This is a genomic window from Bacillus cereus group sp. MYBK216-1 (assembly GCF_051916495.1).
Classification (GTDB): domain Bacteria; phylum Bacillota; class Bacilli; order Bacillales; family Bacillaceae_G; genus Bacillus_A; species Bacillus_A thuringiensis_K.
The window spans coordinates 549037-569264 of sequence record NZ_JBQAGT010000002.1; the positions used below are offsets into that span (position 1 = coordinate 549037).

Here is a 20228-nt window from a genome sequence, read left to right on the forward strand (position 1 = left end):
TCTGACTATTAATTTATGGAGGGGTGTTAATGAAAAGTGAAACGTTACACACACAAGAAGACATTTTAAAAATGCTTGATTCATTATTAAGACCTGCAGAACCATTTTGGAATGAGTTTTATGAGAATAGAGAAAAGGATATTCCGTTTTTTGAAAATGTTCCAGATGAGAATCTAGTTTCGTATATACAAAAAGAGAGAGTTTCAAAAGGGAAAGTATTAGAACTTGGATGTGGTCCAGGTAGAAATGCCATTTATTTAGCGACTCAAGAATTTGATGTAACAGCAGTGGATTTATCTGTAGAAGGCATTAATTGGGCTAAAGAAAGGGCATTGGCAAAAGAGGTAGCAATTCATTTTATTTGTGATTCAATTTTTAATTTAGAGGTTCAAAACGAATTTGATTTTGTATACGATTCGGGCTGTTTGCATCACATTCCACCGCATAGAAGAATAAATTATGTGGATTTAATTAAAAACTCATTAAAATCGGGTGGTTATTTCGGATTAACATGTTTTGCGGCAGGTGATTTAGATGAGCGAAATGGATCGGAAATAACAGATTGGGACGTATATAGAGGGTGGAGTCTACAAGGGGGTCTTGCATACTCGGAAGAAAAGTTAAGAGAGATATTTAAAGAATTTGAGGTAATTGAGATTAGAAGAATGAAACAAATGAAACAACCGAAAGAAATGTTTGGAGAATCATTTCTTTGGACAGCATTATTTAAGAAGAAATAATAAAGTAGATAATTGACAAACTCATCGTTTTTATAGACAATATATTAAAAGGAACGTACGTTTGGTTTTGTTGGCGTATGTTTTACATAAATACATAACAAGGGGCTGTCTCCATATGAGTAACGCAAATCAAAAAATTACTACGTTTTTAATGTTTGAGGGCAAAGCTGAGGAAGCAATGAATTTTTATACGTCACTATTTGATCAATCAGAAATTGTAAGTATTTCTCGCTACGATGAAAATGGACCTGGTAAAGAGGGAACTGTAATTCATGCAACTTTTACGCTAAATGGCCAAGAGTTTATGTGTATTGATAGTTATGTAAATCATAATTTTACATTCACTCCAGCTATGTCTCTTTATGTAACTTGTGAGACAGAAGAAGAAATTGAAACGGTCTTTCATAAACTAGCGCAGGATGGAGCGATTCTTATGCCTTTAGGTTCTTATCCGTTTAGTAAAAAGTTTGGCTGGTTAAATGATAAGTATGGTGTATCTTGGCAGTTAACTCTTGCTGAATAAAAAAGAAAAAGCGTAGCTTATTTGTTTGTAAAAGATGTTCATCTTGTATGGAATGAAGTTTCTAGGGTTTTAAAGAATAAGGGTATTCTTATTGCTGGATTTACAAATCCGTTACTATGGATTTTTGATGATAACCAAGAGCAAAAAGGTATTCTTGATGTTAAACATTCAATTCCTTCATCAACATTGGATTATTTACCAGAGGATGAAGTTCAAGATTACATCGATTCAAATCAAACAATAGAATATGCGCATACTTTAGAAGACCAAATCCAAGGCCAAATTGAAGCTGGTTTTGCTATAACAGGTTTTTATGAGGATGATTTTGGTGGAACAAGGATATTAGATAAGCATATTAAAACATTTATTGCGACAAAAGCTATAAAGTTAAAGATGGATTAAGAATTTTTGCTTGTCGCACGGGGCGTTAGTCGAAGAACGCTCTTAAAATAGAAAAGGATGGTGCTTTCCATCCTTTTCCTTATGTATTTTGAGTGTCGAAACTATTCTGAAAACAAGTTTTACACTACCAATTGTATAATTAGGTTATACTTTTATATTAAGAATTTTGCTGACCAAATCTTTTCCCGAGTTTAGCTAACAATTCAGGTTGATCGCTTTGGCTCATTATAACTTCAATAAAGATAAGGTGATTCTTATTAAAAGTTATATTTGTTAAGACTTCTGCTAATTCTGATTCATTTTCTACTTTAAATGTTAGACTTTTTTCTTCTGCCCCAAATACCATTGATAGTTTATTGTAATCCCACATTTGTATATCATTATAAGGTTGGTTTTGGCCGTGAATGGCACGTTCAACAGTGTATCCGTTGTTATTGATTAAAAATATAATCGGTTTTAAATTTGACGTAGTATAGTTGATAACTCTTGGGCAGTTACTTGGAAAGAACCGTCACCAATAATTAAAATGTTGAGCCGTGATAAATTGGCGACCTGTGTACCAAGTAGAGCGGGCAGTGTATATCCGATAGATCCCCATAACGGTTGTCCTACATATGCAGTGTTATTAGGTAGAGGGATAGCAGCACTACCAAAGAAAGGTGTTCCTTGCTCTACAATTAAGATGTCGTTTTCTTGTAAGAAATGGTACATTTGCTGCCAAAAACGTTTTTGTGTGACCATTTGTGATTTGGGATTGAACTCTTCAGTAAAAAGAGATGATTTTAGAATAAATGGCTTAACGTCAAGAGTATCTTTATTACGATGCTCAATTGAATCACTTAAATGTTGTAAAATATCCTGCATTACAACTGGACCGTATTTTTTATCTATAATTTTCACAGCGTAGGGATGGATTTCTATAACTTGTTCTTTTGTAAAACCTTGTGTGAAGCCGCCTGTAATAGTATCAGTTAACTTCACACCAATACTAATAATACAATCCACTTTAAATTTTCATGTGGTACTACATCATCTAAAAAGCAAGATTATAATCACCAGGAACCCCGAATGTATGTTCAATTCCTAAGTCGTGTAGTCTATCCAATAAATATGTACTTACAGTATATTGTTTTTTCAAATGAATCACCTCCTAATTATGCAATGAATGTTTCAATAGACTAAACAAGTTCTAATGCGTTGATTAAAATATTCATTACTAGATTGTGGTATAATTTACATACAGGGGGAAAGTAGATGACACAACATAAAGAAGAACAGATGAATGAGGCATTAGCATTATTTTATTTTGCATATAAAACATTTACTGAAAAGCCAGATGAAATTATAAAAGAATATGGCATTCAACGAGTACATCATCGAATTTTATTTTTTATCGCACGTTTTCCAAGGATAAGTGTAAATGAGTTATTATCACTATTAGAAATAAGCAAACAAGCTCTTCACGGGCCGCTACGTCAACTTGTGGAAAAGGGCTTAATTGAGAGTAATGAAGCTATGCATGATCGCCGTGTGAAACAGTTGTCTTTAACAGAACAAGGTGCAGATTTAGAGAAAAAACTGAGTGATGTACAAAGACAACAAATGGGTGCTATTTTTTCAAAATTTGGTGAATCATGTGAGGACAATTGGCACCAAGTTATGAATGAAATGGCAAATAGCCGATCAGGTTTTGATGCTTGGATATCGAAACGGGAAATACCAGTCGATCAAAAATAATGAAAAAACTTCTGTTTTTATCGTTTGAAAAAGAACAAATTTTATCCATACATTTGGCAACTATCGTTTGGTCATAGAATGAATGGATAAAAAGATACATTACTAGATACTTTATACGTGTACGCAATGGAACAATAAAATTCACATTTCCGAAAGGGGAATTTTAATGATAAAACTTGTACTTATTCGTCACGGGCAAAGTTTATGGAATCTTGAAAATCGCTTTACTGGATGGACAGATGTTGATCTATCAGAGAATGGATTAAGTGAAGCGAGAGAAGCAGGAGCAATATTAAAGAAAAACGGATATACTTTTGATGTGGCTTATACATCTGTATTAAAACGCGCAATTCGGACGTTATGGATTGTACTTCATGAGATGGATCTTACTTGGGTCCCAATACATAAATCTTGGAAGCTAAATGAAAGACATTATGGTGCATTGCAAGGGTTGAATAAAGATGAAACTGCTCAAAAATATGGTGAAGCGCAAGTTCATATTTGGAGAAGAAGTGTTAATGTAAGACCACCGGCTCTTACTGAAGACGATTCTCGATATGAAGCGACCGATCCAAGATATAAAACACTCAAAAAAGGTGAATTTCCGTTAACTGAATGTTTAGAGGATACGGAGAAGAGAGTACTTGCTTATTGGCATTCAGAAATTGCGCCGACATTAAAAAGTGGTAATAAAGTAATTATTTCATCACACGGTAACACAATTCGCTCGCTAGTAAAATACTTAGACAACCTTTCAAATGATGGTGTAGTTTCATTAAATATTCCAACTAGCATTCCGCTTGTTTATGAATTAGACGAAAACTTACGTCCGATTCGTCATTATTATTTAAGTATGGATGGAGAAGTACCTGAAGGCGAAATTCCGAAACATATTTCTTTTTAATACGAAAATTTGAAATGAATGCTTGTCTACATATACAATATAGACTCATGGTAAAGTAAAATTTTAATCAGTGGGGGGCTTACTGCCCACAAATAGCAGGATAAAAGACGTGGCACCTTCTAATATATATGCAATGTAGCTAAATTTAGAAGCTTGTCCACGTCTTTTGTCATAAAGAGAGCAGCTTGCGCATGTAATGGTATCGTGAGTAGTTTTTGAATGGAGGGTGATGTGATTAATGATCTCTAACATTCGAATTGGCTTATTTGTTTTAGCGATTGTCTTTGTAGTCCTTGTTTTCTTTTATTGGAAAAATGAGGAGTTGTACGAGGAGAAAAAGCAACGTATTAGAAAGACTTGGTATGGTTTGTTTATCATATCTGTCACCGTGTATTTCATGATAAAAGGAATCGATTTAACCCTTTGGAAGAATCTTTTAATGTTTACTGCAATGGTTATTTTTGTTGATATTGCATTCATTTTAACACCTAATATTTCAGAAATATGGGGTGCCAAATTTAGCGATATTGGCAAGACAGTTCAATCAATCAAACGATCATTAATTGCATCTAAAGCGAGAGGAGAAATATACACGACAATTATTCAAAATGTTAATCCATCAGTTTTCGGTACGATGGAATGGCATACGGAAGAGGAATATACAAAGAGCTTAAATGCATTTTTAGATTCATACGGGGAAAAGATTGGCGCGAAAATTGTTGTTTTTGAAGCCGCGAAGGAATTAAATACAAACTTTCGTGGTATTCGCTCGCAATTTAGTATTATCGTTCCGTTAGAACATATCGAGCAATTGAATGAGCAGAAAGCGGTACAAGTAGAAAATGTCGGGATCATACCAGCAAAAATAGTAAGTGACGTTTTCATTGTTATTGATGGAAAGAAAAATAACCTGCAAGATCGGGATTTTGAAAATGTATATAATTTAACAATACATCATAGTTATTTTAGTAAATAAGGACAGAATCTTTTTCTGTCCTTATCTTCTATACATAAATTAAAAACAAAATCCGACAAAGTTGAATAAAATTGGACAATCATTCCTACACTAGCATGTAGAGGTGATTGTAGTGGTAAAAAATTATGACAATGATTTTTTTAAAGAAGGTAACGAAGATACAACAGATTTCTCTTTAATAAAAGGGGATACGTTGCAGCAAGTAGAAGAATTAGAAGAAGAATTAAAAAGAAAATTATAAGTGTACACTCTTTCTACATTTGCTATATAATATAAATAAAAGGTTGTATCTTTTTGAAAAGGGGGAGAAGAGATGGCTGAAGTCAATGTGCAAAAGTCTTCGTTTTTTAAAGAAAAAAAAGAAGAATCCAATACAGATTTCTCTCTTGTGAAAGGTGCATTAACGGAGAATATAAATCGGTTAGAGAAACTGATGAATAATAGTAGTTCAAAATATATACAGGTGAAAAGAACAAAAGAAAATGCATAGAGCATTTTCTTTTGTTTTTTTATTTAATAGTAAACTTATCTTTTACTTTATTAGGTAAATCTGTTTTCTGAATTTCTTCATAAGACTTTACTTCAATTGATGATATTTCATTTTTGCTATTATCATCTTGATCTACATAGAGGCGTAAAAACGCGTCTTCATTTAATTTATGGTCGTTTTCTTTTTTTGTACTTCTAAATGTAATTTGTTTTTTGACGCCATCTTCATCATATGCGGGCAGCGTATAGTTTCGTAAGTTTCTACCATCTACTTTTTCGATATTTCCTTCGCCTTTTATCTGCATGTAATATACATCTTTACCAATTCTATTTAGTGACGCTCTCTCACAGCTAATAGTAAAACTAGAAAATAATAAACATAGTGTAATAATTGTTAAAAACTTTTTCATTTTCTTTATCTCCTTCAAAGTGTGTCTTTAAAAAATATACGTCTATTATTTAATAAGAAAAATCGATATAGCTTACAACGCCCTTACAATGTTGTAAGAGTGTTGTACATAAAATGAACAATAAAAGTAAAAAGAAAGGTAAAATAATGAATCATGGTATAATGATATGAGACTTACATATTATTTTGCCATTTGGAGAGGAGCTTGAAAAATGTATTCTACATTAGAACAATTAACAAAGCACCCTGTATTTTATCATTTTGCAGAAATTTCAAAGATTCCTAGAGGATCAGGTAATGAAAAGGAAATTAGTGATTATTTAGTGGGCTTTGCAAAAGAGCGTAATTTAGAAGTTATTCAAGATGAAGCATTCAATGTCATTATTAAAAAAGAAGCAACAGCTGGTTATGAAAATGTACCAGCTATTATTATTCAAGGTCATATGGATATGGTTTGCGAAAAAAATCAAGCAACAGTACATGATTTTGAAAAAGATCCGATTCAATTACGAATCATTGGGGACATGTTATATGCAAATCAAACAACATTAGGTGCTGATAATGGTATTGCAGTTGCGTATGCATTAGCTTTATTAGATTCAAAAGAAATTCCGCATCCAGCACTTGAAGTCGTTATCACTACTGAAGAAGAAACGACAATGGGCGGGGCTTTTGCTATTGATCCAAATCATTTTGAAGGAAAGATATTTATAAATATTGATTCTGAAGAAGATCATAAATTACTTGTAAGTAGTGCAGGTGGTGCGAAAGCTGTTGAAACAATTCAAGTAATTTGGGATGAAACGCCAGCGAATATGGATGCATACCGTCTATATGTTGGTGGTCTAAAAGGCGGCCATTCTGGTATGGAAATTGATAAACAACGCGGTAATGCGAACAAAGTATTAGGACGAGTATTACGTGATTTATCAGTACATACGGAGTTTTACATAAGTGAAGTTCACGGCGGATTAAAAACGAATGCAATTCCGCGTGAAAGTGTAGCTACAATTTTAATTCGTACAGAAGATGTAGGACAAGTAGAAGAAAAACTAGAATCATGGACACGTGTATTACAAGAAGAAATGCGTGCTGTTGATCCAGATGTTCATGTTACACTGACAAAATTGGATAAAAAAGTTGAAAAAGTATTTGCTAAAGAGACACAAAAGCAGCTTATTTCATCATTATTCTTAATTCCGAATGGCATTCAAAGTATGAGCATGGATATTAAAGGTCTTGTAGAAAGCTCAACAAATTTAGGCGTTATTGAAACGTTGCAAGATGAAATTAAATTACGTAACGAAGTGCGAAGTTCTGTAAGTAGTTTAAAACAACATGTTGCAGAAGAAATCAAATATATTGCTGAATTAGTTGGTGCTACATTTGAAATAGAGTCAGAGTATCCAGAATGGCCATACAATCCAAACTCACAAATTCGTAATTTATTTGAAAAAGTACATCAAGAAAAATACAATAAAGAAATTGAAATCTTCGCTGTACATGCGGGAATTGAGTGTAGCGCATTCGTTCAAAAGATGCCTGAATTAGATGCAATTTCATTCGGACCAGACATCTTTAACGTCCACACTCCAGATGAACATATCAGTATCTCTTCTGTAGTGAATAACTGGGGATTCTTCGTTGATGTAATGAAGGGTACGAAAGAATTAGCTAAGTAATAACGACGAAATAAAAAGGAGCCTATAAAAATTTATAGGCTCCTTTTTTGTATTGGAATTTATCCCGCTATTTGCCGGGCAGCTCGATTGGTTTAACTAATAATCAGTAGGGGATGAATAAAACCACTACGGATTAAAGTTTCACTTTATGAGAAGTCGTTTTTCGTTAGTATGTAATATTAAGCTTGAACAATTAATAAGGATGAATTGTTGATGTTTTTTAGTACTGATGAAGGGGTGGAGAAATGAAGGGAAGAAAACATTTTATCGTTATTATGTTTTTATTGTTCTTTATATTTAGTTTTGTTGGTGTTGAGAAAATAATAGCAGAAGAAGTTGAATTTTCAGGAACAACAGCTCCATTGAATGTAAATGTTAGAGAGGCAAAAAGTTTGAATGCAAATATTGTAGATATGATTCCTGGAAATACAAAAGTATCTTTTAAAGGATGGGAGTATGGTGAAGCGGTTAAAGATTACTGGACAGGAAATTTAGATAATCGTTGGTTTTATTATTTTAAAGATGGAAAAAAAGTATATGTAACGTCAGCGTATATTAATGGAAATCCTCCAAGTACACCAAAAGACCGTAAATTATCTGTACCTAACATATTACAAGAAAGATCAAATTGGTGTTGGGCAGGCACTTCGGTTTCAGTTTTAAATTATTTTGGGAAAACTCCTTCACAAGATCAGTACGTTAGGTATGTTAAGGGTGGATCATATAATAATCCTGCAACTTCACGTGAAATACAATATGGATTATCAAGATATGGGGTTAGCTCAGCTATAAGTTCTGGAGCAAAATCGTATGATTGGTTCAAAAGTCAAATTAATAGTAATCAGCCGATGATTGCACTCATTATGTGGCAAAATGGAGCTAACATCGGACACTTTCTAGTACTTGATGGATTTTATAAAGGGACAAATGGAACAGATTATATAACGTACATGGACCCTTGGTATGGTGATCATTATAATCATAATTTCAGTACGTTCCATAACAATAATAATTTTTGGTGGAGTGAAACTGTTTATAATATCCATGCAAACTAATAATATTAAAAGCGGGGGTTCATAAATGGGAAAACTACTTAAGCTTGTGATACCGTGCATGTGCTTAATGACCGTTATTATTTTCGCTAGTAAAATTAGTTATGCATCAAAAAATAAAAGTGAATCAGTACAATCGATCGCATTAAAAGATTATCAATATAGTAAGGGAAGTTCTTCTGAAAATTTAAGTTTTGAAAAAATAACAACATCTCCATTTTCGTTACCAATCTATGAAACAATTTCAGCACAGCAAATTTTAAATAGCTTTGAATTTAAGCATTTACTATTACCAACAAATGAAAAGCTATGGTTTATTATGAAGGGTGAGCAGCCAGAAGGACTAATTGTTGCGAATGATATTGAACCGATTCGAACGGGCGGAGAAAATAAAAGTAAAGATTTATATGGATTATATAAAGCAATAAAAAATAATACAAATGAAACAAAAGATATTAGTTATTTCGAATTTGAAGGGCAAGGAATATTGGTAGTAAATCAAAATAATGATCAAGAAATATACCTTAGTAAAGGTGCCGCTGCCATATTAAAACTTCCTGCTGGTCAAAAAGTATTGAGCAGTGAAGTAATACAGAAAATGAAAGAGAGAATTGTAACTGGTTTTGAATAGTGAGAATGTCTGATTTTTTTTTGTTTATACAAGGTTGAATAGGGAACAGGATTAATGGTAGCATTAGGGCATCTTTACTGTTTGAAACCTAGTAGTGTATATAAAAAGGTTAGAGAAGTTAATTCTCTAACCTTTTTATATTAATGTCTGAAATTTAAAAAGTGATGGAGTAAACCAAATAATAAAAGTATGTCTGCTCTTATATTTTTATTTGCAATTTAAACTCGTTATATTCCGCTATCTATTGTACAACCTTTTTACATAGTTGAATTTTTTTATTTGAAAATAAGGGTGCATCTATAAAACCATAATGATAAACTAAAATACCTAATTCCACTCTAGAATTAATATGCCATTTTTCTTTAATATGATTAATTATCGTTGAAATTCTTCGAGGGGTAACATATATTTTTTTGGAAATTTCTGCATCTGTATATCCTTTTGCTACATAAATAGCCACTTCTAACTCTCTTTCGGTCAACATTCTTTTCATAAAATACGCTCCTTCGAAATTATTTATATAAAAATCAAAAGAAACTATTAAAAGAAATAAAGGTGAAAAATCATATTTATTTTAATCCGGCTATTTGCGGGTAGTAAGACTTCCACCTCAAAATTTAGATGTGGCAAAGAAGTCGGACTCCCTGTAAAAGCCTGCCTGGAGTGGACTAATAATCAGTGGGGGGATAAAACTCCCCTTAATTATTAGTGAACCATATTTTAATAATTTCTCGTATTGTGATACAAGTTTGTAAAAGAAACTATAAATCCATATAATTAGTAATTATAACTATATTAATTTTACATTACATTAAAAGTTGGAAAATATTCTTATACTCATAAAGTGTTACATTTGAGGGAGGAAATATGGAATTCTACAATCTTGGTATTATTATTAAAGAACTTAGAAAGAAAAAAAACATGTCACAATCTGAATTATGTCATGGAATATGTTCACAAAGTCAAATTAGTAAGATAGAAAAAGGTATTATTTATCCATCTAGCATATTGTTGTATCAATTATCTGAAAGACTTGGTATTGATCCAAATTATATATTTGCACTAACTAAAAATAAAAAAATAAAATATATTGAAAATGTAAAATGTGTAATGAGAGATTGTGTGAAACAAAAAGAATATAATGAGCTTTACGAAATAGTGAAAAAAGAGAAAAACGAAAATAATTTCCAATCAAAAGAAGATAAACAATTTCTATTATGGCATGAAGCGATTGCTATATATTATGTAAATGGAGCAACAATTAATGCTTTTGACATTTTAAATAGAGCACTAAAACAAACTTTAAGTAGTAGTAACTTTTTATCAGAGAAAGAAATAAGCATAATGAATTCAATCGCTATAATACATGCAGAAAATGAAGAGTATGAGAAAAGCATAAATATATTAAAACAAAGTTTAATTAATTTTAATAAGATAGAATTCCCTAGAGAAAAAGAAATCAAATTAAGACTCATTCATACGTTAACAAAATGTTTACACCTTGCAAATCAATATGAAGAAGCGATAAAGTATAGTGAAATAGGTATAAAATTAGCCATAAATATGAATACTTTATACTTATTAGGTGAATTATTCTTTGAAAAAGGTGCAATTTTATTAAAAGTTCAGCACTCTAATGAAGTTGGTTTAACATACATAAAAAAGGCATTATTTATATTTGAACTAACAGAGAGAAAACAATATATAAAAATGATCAAGGAAAAATATATTAAAAATCAAAAATAAACGAGAAAGAATTCTAACATAAACTATTCCTAATTGTTATTTATTCCTAAAAAAGTACTGTAATACGAACTATTCCTAATTGTTGTTTATTGCTAAAATAAATACCGTAATATTAGATAAATATAAAGGGTGGCATTTTATGAAATCAAGAGGAATTACTCGTAAAGCAGATAGTATGGGGCGTATTGTTATTCCAATGGAAATAAGACGGAGTTTAGGAATTGTAGAAAAAGATTCTCTTGAAATGTTTATAGAAGAGGAGCAGATTATTTTACGAAAATATCAATCTCCAAGAGCTTGTGCACTTACAGGAGATATTTCAGACAGCAATATTTCGTTAGCGAATGGGAAGATTATCGTAAGTCCAAACGGTATGGAACTGTTAATAAAGAAGTTACAGCAATATCTTTTAAAGTAAAAGGTAAGTAAGAACTTTAAAATAGAATATACTTGGAAAAAGTTCTCTATTCATTTAGGGGGCTTTTTTATTGTTATCAATAAAATTGAGAGGCCGTAGTTGGTTCAATGAAATACGGATTACCTTATGAATAGTCTGACTATTTTTTATAAAAAAACTATTTATTTACATTTTTTTGTTTCGTGTTATATTTTTAGTGTTAACATAGTTGTATTGAAAATTCTGATTTTAAAATTAGGAAAGCTTTAGAAAATGAAATACTCTTAATTGAATTGAAAATCATATAAACATAGTTTGAAAGTAAAGTATGAAAATGAATCAGATTTTCAAATTAAATTTGCCAAATCAATGGAGGTTCGTGGGGGAAATGTAACTAAGAAGAAATCTCTTATACTCCACGTTTTTTATTTGTAAATCGGTAATTCTAATAGCTCTGACGAAAAGTAAAGGAGTAAAAAAGAAGTGGATAGTTTGTTTAATAGAAGATAGGGTGTAAAAAATAAAACAACGGAGGTTTTATAATGAATAAAGGAATACTGCAGATTACGGAAATTGAAGAAATTACTATTCCTAATGTATTGAATGATAAAATGAAGAGTTTGATAGACAATGAATTGAAAACCCATAATCCCTATACTTGTGATCAAGAAATAGCAGCATATTTTTCAAAAGAGTGGCTTACTTGTTTGATTGAATACTCAATGGAAACTCCGAATTCAGATATAAAAAAACTACTACATATGATAAAAGTAGCGAATTGTGGTGGGAACGTACCGCCTACTCTTATTAAAAATACTCCATGTGATCCTATGGAAACCCTATTACCTGGAGAAAATCGCAAAGGTTTTAATTATGGTGAAGACGAAAACGATAGAATGAAAAAATATTTTTATGCAGAATGGGTGACATGGCTTTTTGCCACACTTTTTAATTATGATGCTTTAATTCATCCATCCGAACATGCAGGGAAAAATAGATTTCATCTCATTTCCCCTTTAAACAACGATGAAGTTTTGCGAAATGTCGGTGCAAGCACCGGTGGCGGGAACTTTTATCAACATAACGATGCCACAGTGTATACAGATATGAAAGACCAGTCAGATATTGAAGCGAGATTGAATACATTCAATACGAATTTAGAAATTGTATCAAATAGACTTAATAAATCCGTGGAACGAATAGTGTCTGAAATTACTTGTGGCAAATTTACTAGAGTTGATGCTCTTTTATTAAAAGGAGTGTTAAATTTAAAAACTCAAACTCATATTGGAACCCCAAAATTACTTCAAAAGCATCTTGAAGAAAATCACTTCAGTAAAGATGACATATTGGCGATAAGTAAAATGCCTATTGCTCATATCGCAGGAATGGCTGATGGTGAAATATCTGGATTTGTAGGGGAAATAAACCAAATTATATTTTTGGATGATAATGGCGATATTATTGCAACTTGTTTAAATGGAGCAGAAAATAGATTGATTTATGTGGGAGAAAGTGAAGAAGAAAAATTGAAATTTGACATGTTTTTAGAACTCTTACGAACAACGCCTACTTATAAGGTTCCACTTACATCTGAAGATTTATTACTTATACCAAATTCATACTATGGTAAACAAACAAATGTAACTCATGGTAGGGAAAGATTATCTGAGGAAGAATATAAAATCCCGATTGGAAATAATAAATACGGAAGAAGAATTGTTTGCAGGCAATACGTTTCCAGCCGATTACGTGATCAGAAAGAAAGTTACTTTACAGATTTAATTAACTAGTTTAAAGAGAGGAGGGATGATGGGGAGGTTTGGGGTATAATAGCTCAAGCCTTCCCATATTCTTTGTATGGATTTTACTATTGAATTACTCATACTACTATTTTTAGTAGCTGTATTAGCAGGATGGATAGATACGATTGCTGGAGGCGGTGGTATGATAACTATCCCGATAATGTTATTAGTAGGTATGTCTCCTTCTGTAGCGATAGCAACTAATAAACTGCAAGGGAGTAGCGGAACTCTCATGGCAACAGTGTTTTTTATTAAGAAGAAAGAAATTAATCTTAAAGAAATGCGTTTGTCCATCTTAATGACCTTTTTTGGATCAGTTTTCGGTGGATGGCTTGTTTTACAGATACGAGCAGAATATCTAATTATGATATTACCTTTTTTACTTGTTTTTATTGGCATTTATTTTCTATTATCTCCAAATATAGCAAACGAAGATCGACCGAGAAAAATAAGTATGTTGTTGTTTGCGTTAACAGTGGCTCCGTTACTGGGATTTTATGATGGTTTCTTCGGCCCAGGAACAGGTAGTTTAATTGCTTTAGCATTCATTCTTTTATATGGATATAGTGCTACACGGGCGACTGCAAATGCTAAGATTTTGAACTTTACAAGTAATTTCGCTGCTTTGTTGTATTTTATTATTTTTGGCCAAATCGATTGGACAATTGGATTGATTATGATGCTTGGTCAAATAATAGGATCATATATTGGGGCGAAGATGGTGCTTACAAAAGGGACGGCATTAATACGACCAATAGTGGTTATTGTTTGCTTTGTCATGGCAATTAAGATTTTTTTACAAAATATGAACTAAATGTAATCAATATATTATTTGTATCAAAGTTAGAGTGTTTTCATGTTCCTATTGCAGTATTACGCTATTTAAGATGTGTTCAAAATTACACAATTTGACTAGTGTAATGTATTGCGTTATGCTTTTTCTAGTATAAAAGAAAGGCTTGAAGATAATGATTCGTCGTTTGAGAAAGCTAAAAAATGTAGCAGTCGTAGTAAGCTTCTAAGTAAATAGCAATATATATAATACTTAGAAGCGAGGAATAAAGTTATGAAGTATCCATTATTTAATCATTGGTCAGAAACAAAGTATATAAAAGATATAGTAACAAATCCACTCATTGAAGTAGGAGAGTACTCCTATTATTCAGGCTATTATAGTCATCAAAATTTTGAAGATGGATGTGTAAGGTATTTGTGGGGAGATGCTAAGTCCCAAGCACTGTTCAATCCAATTGAACAGATGGGATGGCACCTTGACAAACTCATTATTGGGAATTATGTTTGCATTGCAAGTGGGGTAGTCATTTTAATGGGTGGTAATCATAATCATCACTCAGAATGGATTACAGTATATCCATTCGCTGAGCAAATTAAACAATCATATGAACCTAAGGGAGATACAGTCATTAAAAGTGATGCTTGGATTGGAATGAATGCTATAATAATGCCTGGCGTTACTATTGGTGAAGGCGCAATTGTTGCTGCAGGATCTGTCGTAAGTAAAGATGTTCCGCCATATACAATAGTTGGTGGAAATCCCGCTAAGGAAATAAAGAAACGATTCACTGATATAGAGATAAATATGTTAATGGAAATGCGTTGGTTTGATTGGGATAGGAAATTGATTAAGAAGGCAATTCCGCTGTTATCTAGTCCATCCATCGAATCATTATTTGCTTTTTATAAAAATGAAGTGAAAAATAAATAAATCAGTTAGAAAAACTACATCCAGTATAGGGTGTGGTTTTTTATTTTTTGTAAATGTGGAACAAACGTATTATTTAGATTGTCTATTAACTGTAATCCTAAAAAATATGAAAGTGCAAATCATTTTGAAAAATATAAGGGGATTAAAAATAAGGATATGTGTGGGAATAAAAAGTATTAGCGCACCTAAAAGTTTCGGATGAGATGGTCTATATGAAAGCGATTCTAACGTTTTATATGTATATACAATTTGAGAACACTGTCTATTTTTTTGCGGGATTATGTTGGAATAACGCTTTTTTTGAGTACAAAGAAATTGGAGGTAACAGAAGTGAAAGGTATGTTTTGCAAGAGATTTATTGCAATAGTAACAGTACTTACAATATTTTGTAGCATGGTCGTTACAATTGGAAAAGCAGCAGCGGAAACAGTTCCTGCTATAGACGTTGAAGCAGGATCAGCAATTTTAATAGAAGCAAATTCCGGAAAAATTTTATATGAAAAAAATGCAGATGAATCATTGGCAATTGCTAGTATGACAAAAATGATGAGCGAATACTTAGTTCATGAAGCGGTGGATAAAGGAAAACTTAAATGGGATCAAAAAGTTAAAATCTCTGAATATGCACATAAGATTTCGCAAGATCGTTCACTATCAAATGTTCCATTAGAAAATGGTGGCTCTTATACGGTAAAAGAGTTATATGAGGCAATGGCAATTTACTCTGCAAATGGTGCAACAATTGCTTTAGTTGAAGAGATTGCTGGTAAAGAGGTGAATTTTGTAAAAATGATGAACGATAAGTCAAAAGAGTTTGGTATGAAAGATTATAAGTTTGTAAACTCTACCGGCTTAACAAATCAAGATTTAAAAGGATATCACCTAGAAGGGACAACTCTAGACGAGAAAAATAAAATGTCTGCAAGGGATTGTGCAATTTTAGCACAACGTCTTATTCAAGATTTCCCTCAAATATTAAATACAGCAAAAATTCCTAAAAAAACATTTCAAGAGGGTGGTAAATATCCAATTGATATGGCGAACTTTAACTGGATGTTAAAAGGTTTAATTAAGCAATATGAAGGTGTAGATGGTTTGAAAACAGGAACGACTCCAGAAGCGGGAGATTGTTTCACTGGTACAGTAGAAAGAAATGGTATGCGTCTAATTTCTGTAGTGATAAAAGCAAAATCTCATACGGCACGTTTTGATGAAACAAAGAAATTATACGATTATGGATTTGCGAATTTTAAAGTGAAGAATGTCTACGGAAAAGATTCAGTAATAAAAGGACATGAAACAGTTCGAGTGGCAAATGCAAAAGACAAAGATGTAGTAGTTCAAACGAAGCAAGCTGTTTCACTTCCAATGCCGAAGGGCAATAAAGACATTTATAAAAAAGAATTTAAAGTATCCAATATGGAACAAGAAGCGCCTATTCAAGAGGGGGTAACTATTAGTAAAGTGATTATCTCTCCTAGAGATAATACAGATTCTGGTTTCTTATCAGGTAAATCATTACAAATAGACCTTGTAACAAAATCTGATGTCGAACAAGCAAATTGGTTTACACGTTTTATGCGTAAAACTGGATCTTTTTTTAGTGGTATGTGGGATAGTGCGATTGATATGGTAAAAAGCTAATTTTATAGGGTACAATTAAATATTAGTTTGAAACAAAAGGTTTCAAAGCACTATAGATTCTTATGTGGATAGCTTGGAATGTCAGGGTGTATTTTTTTCTTCTTACTTTGTGCATTGCAATGACAATACTTTTTTCTATAGTTTCGTATCATTTAATCGAAAAGAAATGTATCAACTGGGCAAAACAAAGAACAACAAATTTTTTGAAAAAAGTATAATTCCTGGGGAGATCTTATTTCTTTATTAAATATACGAATCTGACCGATTCCTAAGTATACTTGGGAATCGGTCAATTTTGGATTATAAATGTAAATATAGTAAAGTGGAATATAATTGAAATCGAAAACCACTTAGAAATAACAATTACGGTGTGAGCTATTGTATAGTATAGATATATTTAAAAATAAAGGGGGAATACATATGTGGAAGCGATTTGTAGCAATTGGTGATAGTTTTACAGAGGGGATAGGGGATGAAGTTGAGGGAATCGCATTAAAAAGCTGGGTAGATCATTTTGTTCAACTGTGTGAAGAAGATATAGAATATGCCAATTTTGCAAAGCGTGGGTTAGTAACTAAAGAAATTCGCTTGCAGCAATTGGAAAAGGCGTTAACTTTTAATCCAAATTTGGTTAGTCTCATTGCAGGGGCAAACGATGTTTTAAAAGGACGTTGGAATCATGATGCATATAAGAACGATATGGAATTTATGATAGATACATTAAGTAAAGCAGGGGCTGATATTATTATAGCAAACCTTCCTGATTTTACAGTTAGGCTTCCTTTTGCTTCTGAAAAAAAACAAGTAATAAAAGAACAATTATTAGAGGCAAATGAAGTTATACATTCACTGAGCAGAGAGTATAAGCTTCATCATGTTGATTTTTGGAATCATCATTTAGTTAATGACAATACGCTTTGGTCTAAGGATTTAATTCATCCAAACTCAAAAGGATATGTAAAAGTTGCTGAATTGATTTTTAGTAGTTTGCCTGTACAGAAGACAAAATAATAGTTTGTAATTTAACAAATATGATATTAATTGTATTTAAGCTATGTTTTTTAATAAATGGAAAGAACTAAACATTTAGCAAACAAAGCGTATCTACGATATATTTCTAAAGTAGTGTACAAATACAGAATTACAAGAAAAGATCACCTACGGAAATAGGTGATCTTTAAACATTCTTATACCTAAATTAATATATTAGATTACTAAATAAATTCGTACTACATAAAAATTAAGTTCTTTTATAGAAAAACTGATGATACATTAGCGTAAAATATATTATATCTTACAAGAGATTCATAACAACATTATATAATAATATAGTCAAATTATATTTTAGGGATTTATCCCGATTGTGTATAATGTGTAATTTTTTGAAGCAGTAATGTCTAATAGATTAAATAGGTAGTAAATGTATAGGTTCAATACTATATGATTCAATCTTTGTTATGAGTGCATTAGTAATTGTTAGTATTATATTTTTAATATCTATTTTAGTTATTGGAATTAATTTGAATAGAAAATATGTAGGATAGAGAAAGGTACATATACTTTAATGTATATGTATCTTTTTATTTAGTAGGATTTATAGTCTCTATAAACTATTATGTTAATAAAATTAAAAAACTTTATTCTTAATATCCCTATGGTTAAAGCTATCTATAAAATGAAAATATAACTAAATAATAGTTTTGTTATGATTTGTGGATTTGGTTTTTTATCCGAATTTTCTGATTCAAATATTTCAACTTTATGAATATAGTAGGTGAAATATTTGTGTGATAGTATTTGAGATAGAAAAAAGCCAACTTTAAAAAGGATGTGAATTGAATGTGCAAACAACTGTAAATGGTTATATTAAGGTAATGTTTAACTAAGGTAAAGGTCTATTTTGTAACAGTTGATATAAAGACGAAGAAATAGGTGCAATCTTATTTATCAGACTATTTAAAATATGAGAAACCTTGAGATTAGTCTAGGTTTTGACGAAGTTAAATTCTAGGTGAAATCTTTATAATGATTAATTAGGTTTAATAAAGGGGTACCTTATACGCAAAGGTGTTTATATTAGTAACCTAAGGAGCTTGCTTTTATGAAAACTACTGATTCAAAAGGCCTATTAGGAAATAGGGTTTATTTACAAGTTTTCTCTGCTTATTCATTGCTTATGCTTGGTGTTTTTATTGATATGTTAGCGATTATGACTATAGTTGGATTTGAATGGGAAGTAGATCCTACTATGATTGGATTGATTCCTGTTGCATACGCACTTCCAGGAATTATTTTTGGCTCATGGGCAGGTGTTATTGCAGATCGTTTTAGAAAAATTCCAATTATGATGTTCTGTAATCTAATGGTTGGTCTAATAACGATTGCTCTTTTATTTGTACAAGATATCCACTGGCTCTTAGTAGCATTAATGATTCGTTCCATTTTTATTGTTTTCTATTATCCTGCACAGCAAACACTAACAAGACAGATTGTATCCCCGGATTTGCTTACTAAAGCAGTAAGTATCAACGGAATAGTAGAGCAGGGTACCAAAATAGTAGGCCCGCTTATAGGGGGGATGTTGCTGAGTTGGTTTCAACCAGAGTTCTGCCTCATTATAAGAGCTATAAGTTGTTTATTAGCTACCTTAGTTCTGATACCCACAATAAAATTTAAAGAAACTATATCGAAAGAATTTGTTGAAAAGCAAAAACAAAGTACTTGGACCGCTTGGGTACAAGGATGGAGTTATGTGTTATCTAATCGGATAATATTATCAACTATGATTTTCGTTACAATAGCCATGGCAGTATTACAATTAGTAGACTCACAATTTCCAACTTTATTTAAGAGCTTATTCCCACATGATAAAAGTAAAATGGGATATATCATTTCTATTATTGGTCTTGGCGGAATACTTGGTGCATTACTAACTCAGAAATTAAAACAATTTCAATATGGCTGGGTAGTATGTGGAGGTATGGTTTTAATGGGAATTGGTTTTGGCGGGATCGGTTTGATAACGCCCAGTACGGTCTTCGTTTTGGCCTACTTAATTAGTTTTATCGCTGGTATTGGAAGTGGGCTGATGCTTGTATCTAATCAAGTCATTTTACAAATAGAATCCGATCAAGATCAAGTAGGAAGAGTATTTGGTATTCAAAGCAGTTTAACAAACGCAGTTCTAATTATTTCTCCTGCTATGAGTGGCCCATTAGTGCATTTGTTTGGAGTAACTCAACTCTATGTTTATGGAGGGGTTGGGCTTGTTATTATTGGAGTAATTGGAGTTTCACTGCAGAAATATTTATGGGCTAAACATAAACACGAACCTATAAGAGCAAATAATTTTTGAAGGGGAGATT

20 protein-coding genes and 3 pseudogenes are annotated in these 20228 nt (G+C 31.8%); 20 read left to right on the forward strand and 3 right to left on the reverse strand.

The window, feature by feature from the left end; translation table 11 throughout:
• Positions 1 to 29 precede the first annotated feature (29 nt).
• From ACTFRH_RS08420 to ACTFRH_RS08430, 3 genes and pseudogenes are all read left to right on the forward strand, one after another.
• On the forward strand, positions 30 to 740 hold the full coding sequence (locus ACTFRH_RS08420) for a class I SAM-dependent methyltransferase (protein WP_000834394.1): 711 nt from the start codon (positions 30 to 32) through the stop codon (positions 738 to 740).
• A gap of 115 nt (positions 741 to 855) precedes the next feature.
• Positions 856 to 1263, forward strand: coding sequence for a VOC family protein (locus tag ACTFRH_RS08425; protein ID WP_000063589.1), 408 nt, complete (start codon positions 856 to 858; stop codon positions 1261 to 1263).
• Positions 1264 to 1275: 12 nt separating this feature from the next.
• A pseudogene (locus tag ACTFRH_RS08430) lies at positions 1276 to 1665 on the forward strand (SAM-dependent methyltransferase); the annotation flags it as partial.
• Between the two features lie 157 nt (positions 1666 to 1822).
• On the opposite strand, the pseudogene ACTFRH_RS08435 reads toward ACTFRH_RS08430, so the two are convergent.
• Positions 1823 to 2667: pseudogene (locus ACTFRH_RS08435) on the reverse strand (thiamine pyrophosphate-dependent enzyme); the annotation flags it as partial.
• A gap of 252 nt (positions 2668 to 2919) precedes the next feature.
• On the opposite strand from ACTFRH_RS08435, the gene ACTFRH_RS08440 reads away from it, so the two are divergent.
• The 5 genes from ACTFRH_RS08440 to spoIISB all read left to right on the forward strand — a co-directional run bounded on the left by ACTFRH_RS08440 (position 2920) and on the right by spoIISB (position 5772).
• Complete coding sequence (locus ACTFRH_RS08440) at positions 2920 to 3402, forward strand: MarR family winged helix-turn-helix transcriptional regulator (RefSeq protein ID WP_000191914.1); 483 nt, start codon at positions 2920 to 2922, stop codon at positions 3400 to 3402.
• 166 nt (positions 3403 to 3568) lie between these two features.
• The gene (gene gpmA / locus ACTFRH_RS08445) at positions 3569 to 4306 is read left to right on the forward strand and encodes a 2,3-diphosphoglycerate-dependent phosphoglycerate mutase (RefSeq protein WP_000594147.1); all 738 of its coding nucleotides are present in this window, start codon (positions 3569 to 3571) and stop codon (positions 4304 to 4306) included.
• 238 nt (positions 4307 to 4544) lie between these two features.
• Positions 4545 to 5282, forward strand: a complete 738-nt coding sequence (locus tag ACTFRH_RS08450; protein ID WP_000624982.1) for a type II toxin-antitoxin system SpoIISA family toxin — start codon at positions 4545 to 4547, stop codon at positions 5280 to 5282.
• A 112-nt stretch (positions 5283 to 5394) separates the two neighbouring features.
• Complete coding sequence (locus ACTFRH_RS08455; protein ID WP_000240516.1) at positions 5395 to 5523, forward strand: hypothetical protein; 129 nt, start codon at positions 5395 to 5397, stop codon at positions 5521 to 5523.
• Positions 5524 to 5595: 72 nt separating this feature from the next.
• Entirely contained in the window at positions 5596 to 5772 is a 177-nt protein-coding gene (gene spoIISB / locus ACTFRH_RS08460; protein WP_000852629.1) for a stage II sporulation protein SB, read from the forward strand.
• 19 nt (positions 5773 to 5791) lie between these two features.
• On the opposite strand, the gene ACTFRH_RS08465 is transcribed toward spoIISB, so the two are convergent.
• Positions 5792 to 6181 (reverse strand): YxeA family protein, encoded by a 390-nt coding sequence (locus ACTFRH_RS08465; RefSeq protein WP_000714181.1) that lies wholly within the window; start codon positions 6179 to 6181, stop codon positions 5792 to 5794.
• A 211-nt stretch (positions 6182 to 6392) separates the two neighbouring features.
• Between ACTFRH_RS08465 and pepD the strand changes: the two genes are divergently transcribed.
• The 3 genes from pepD to ACTFRH_RS08480 all read left to right on the forward strand — a co-directional run bounded on the left by pepD (position 6393) and on the right by ACTFRH_RS08480 (position 9545).
• A complete protein-coding gene (gene pepD, locus ACTFRH_RS08470; RefSeq protein WP_000287535.1) occupies positions 6393 to 7862 on the forward strand; it encodes a beta-Ala-His dipeptidase in 1470 nt (489 codons plus the stop codon).
• A gap of 245 nt (positions 7863 to 8107) precedes the next feature.
• Entirely contained in the window at positions 8108 to 8917 is an 810-nt protein-coding gene (locus ACTFRH_RS08475; RefSeq protein ID WP_000678378.1) for a papain-like cysteine protease family protein, read from the forward strand.
• 25 nt (positions 8918 to 8942) lie between these two features.
• Positions 8943 to 9545: a hypothetical protein gene (locus tag ACTFRH_RS08480; protein WP_000517277.1), complete on the forward strand. Its 603-nt coding sequence runs from the start codon at positions 8943 to 8945 to the stop codon at positions 9543 to 9545.
• 241 nt (positions 9546 to 9786) lie between these two features.
• Here ACTFRH_RS08480 and ACTFRH_RS08485 read toward each other — a convergent pair whose 3' ends face one another.
• Entirely contained in the window at positions 9787 to 10038 is a 252-nt protein-coding gene (locus ACTFRH_RS08485; protein ID WP_000827560.1) for a response regulator transcription factor, read from the reverse strand.
• A 374-nt stretch (positions 10039 to 10412) separates the two neighbouring features.
• On the opposite strand from ACTFRH_RS08485, the gene ACTFRH_RS08490 reads away from it, so the two are divergent.
• From ACTFRH_RS08490 to ACTFRH_RS08530, 9 genes and pseudogenes are all read left to right on the forward strand, one after another.
• Positions 10413 to 11291 (forward strand): helix-turn-helix domain-containing protein, encoded by an 879-nt coding sequence (locus ACTFRH_RS08490; RefSeq protein ID WP_000397975.1) that lies wholly within the window; start codon positions 10413 to 10415, stop codon positions 11289 to 11291.
• A gap of 139 nt (positions 11292 to 11430) precedes the next feature.
• The gene (locus tag ACTFRH_RS08495; RefSeq protein ID WP_000842217.1) at positions 11431 to 11709 is read left to right on the forward strand and encodes an AbrB/MazE/SpoVT family DNA-binding domain-containing protein; all 279 of its coding nucleotides are present in this window, start codon (positions 11431 to 11433) and stop codon (positions 11707 to 11709) included.
• 521 nt (positions 11710 to 12230) lie between these two features.
• On the forward strand, positions 12231 to 13481 hold the full coding sequence (locus ACTFRH_RS08500) for a hypothetical protein (protein WP_001032375.1): 1251 nt from the start codon (positions 12231 to 12233) through the stop codon (positions 13479 to 13481).
• Between the two features lie 67 nt (positions 13482 to 13548).
• A complete protein-coding gene (locus ACTFRH_RS08505; RefSeq protein WP_000347989.1) occupies positions 13549 to 14307 on the forward strand; it encodes a TSUP family transporter in 759 nt (252 codons plus the stop codon).
• Positions 14308 to 14559: 252 nt separating this feature from the next.
• The gene (locus ACTFRH_RS08510) at positions 14560 to 15219 is read left to right on the forward strand and encodes a CatB-related O-acetyltransferase (RefSeq protein ID WP_000876935.1); all 660 of its coding nucleotides are present in this window, start codon (positions 14560 to 14562) and stop codon (positions 15217 to 15219) included.
• A 330-nt stretch (positions 15220 to 15549) separates the two neighbouring features.
• Positions 15550 to 16863 (forward strand): D-alanyl-D-alanine carboxypeptidase family protein, encoded by a 1314-nt coding sequence (locus ACTFRH_RS08515; RefSeq protein ID WP_000677641.1) that lies wholly within the window; start codon positions 15550 to 15552, stop codon positions 16861 to 16863.
• Between the two features lie 92 nt (positions 16864 to 16955).
• Positions 16956 to 17081 (forward strand): annotated as a pseudogene (locus ACTFRH_RS08520) (acyltransferase family protein); the annotation flags it as partial.
• 202 nt (positions 17082 to 17283) lie between these two features.
• Positions 17284 to 17874 carry an SGNH/GDSL hydrolase family protein gene (locus tag ACTFRH_RS08525; protein WP_000265871.1) on the forward strand — a complete coding sequence of 197 codons (591 nt, stop codon included), beginning with the start codon at positions 17284 to 17286 and terminating at the stop codon, positions 17872 to 17874.
• A gap of 1090 nt (positions 17875 to 18964) precedes the next feature.
• Positions 18965 to 20218: an MFS transporter gene (locus ACTFRH_RS08530; RefSeq protein WP_000858617.1), complete on the forward strand. Its 1254-nt coding sequence runs from the start codon at positions 18965 to 18967 to the stop codon at positions 20216 to 20218.
• Positions 20219 to 20228 lie beyond the last annotated feature (10 nt).

What these genes read in the sequence shown, in the direction of transcription:
- ACTFRH_RS08420 (WP_000834394.1), top strand. Translation starts at nt 30, where the DNA reads ATGAAAAGTGAAACGTTACACACACAAGAAGACATTTTAAAAATGCTT.
- spoIISB (WP_000852629.1), top strand. Translation starts at nt 5,596, where the DNA reads ATGGCTGAAGTCAATGTGCAAAAGTCTTCGTTTTTTAAAGAAAAAAAA.
- ACTFRH_RS08475 (WP_000678378.1), top strand. Translation starts at nt 8,108, where the DNA reads ATGAAGGGAAGAAAACATTTTATCGTTATTATGTTTTTATTGTTCTTT.
- ACTFRH_RS08440 (WP_000191914.1), top strand. Translation starts at nt 2,920, where the DNA reads ATGACACAACATAAAGAAGAACAGATGAATGAGGCATTAGCATTATTT.
- ACTFRH_RS08490 (WP_000397975.1), top strand. Translation starts at nt 10,413, where the DNA reads ATGGAATTCTACAATCTTGGTATTATTATTAAAGAACTTAGAAAGAAA.
- ACTFRH_RS08485 (WP_000827560.1), bottom strand. Translation starts at nt 10,038, where the DNA reads ATGAAAAGAATGTTGACCGAAAGAGAGTTAGAAGTGGCTATTTATGTA.
- ACTFRH_RS08465 (WP_000714181.1), bottom strand. Translation starts at nt 6,181, where the DNA reads ATGAAAAAGTTTTTAACAATTATTACACTATGTTTATTATTTTCTAGT.
- ACTFRH_RS08525 (WP_000265871.1), top strand. Translation starts at nt 17,284, where the DNA reads ATGTGGAAGCGATTTGTAGCAATTGGTGATAGTTTTACAGAGGGGATA.
- ACTFRH_RS08480 (WP_000517277.1), top strand. Translation starts at nt 8,943, where the DNA reads ATGGGAAAACTACTTAAGCTTGTGATACCGTGCATGTGCTTAATGACC.
- gpmA (WP_000594147.1), top strand. Translation starts at nt 3,569, where the DNA reads ATGATAAAACTTGTACTTATTCGTCACGGGCAAAGTTTATGGAATCTT.
- ACTFRH_RS08530 (WP_000858617.1), top strand. Translation starts at nt 18,965, where the DNA reads ATGAAAACTACTGATTCAAAAGGCCTATTAGGAAATAGGGTTTATTTA.
- pepD (WP_000287535.1), top strand. Translation starts at nt 6,393, where the DNA reads ATGTATTCTACATTAGAACAATTAACAAAGCACCCTGTATTTTATCAT.
- ACTFRH_RS08510 (WP_000876935.1), top strand. Translation starts at nt 14,560, where the DNA reads ATGAAGTATCCATTATTTAATCATTGGTCAGAAACAAAGTATATAAAA.
- ACTFRH_RS08505 (WP_000347989.1), top strand. Translation starts at nt 13,549, where the DNA reads ATGGATTTTACTATTGAATTACTCATACTACTATTTTTAGTAGCTGTA.
- ACTFRH_RS08495 (WP_000842217.1), top strand. Translation starts at nt 11,431, where the DNA reads ATGAAATCAAGAGGAATTACTCGTAAAGCAGATAGTATGGGGCGTATT.
- ACTFRH_RS08500 (WP_001032375.1), top strand. Translation starts at nt 12,231, where the DNA reads ATGAATAAAGGAATACTGCAGATTACGGAAATTGAAGAAATTACTATT.
- ACTFRH_RS08425 (WP_000063589.1), top strand. Translation starts at nt 856, where the DNA reads ATGAGTAACGCAAATCAAAAAATTACTACGTTTTTAATGTTTGAGGGC.
- ACTFRH_RS08450 (WP_000624982.1), top strand. Translation starts at nt 4,545, where the DNA reads ATGATCTCTAACATTCGAATTGGCTTATTTGTTTTAGCGATTGTCTTT.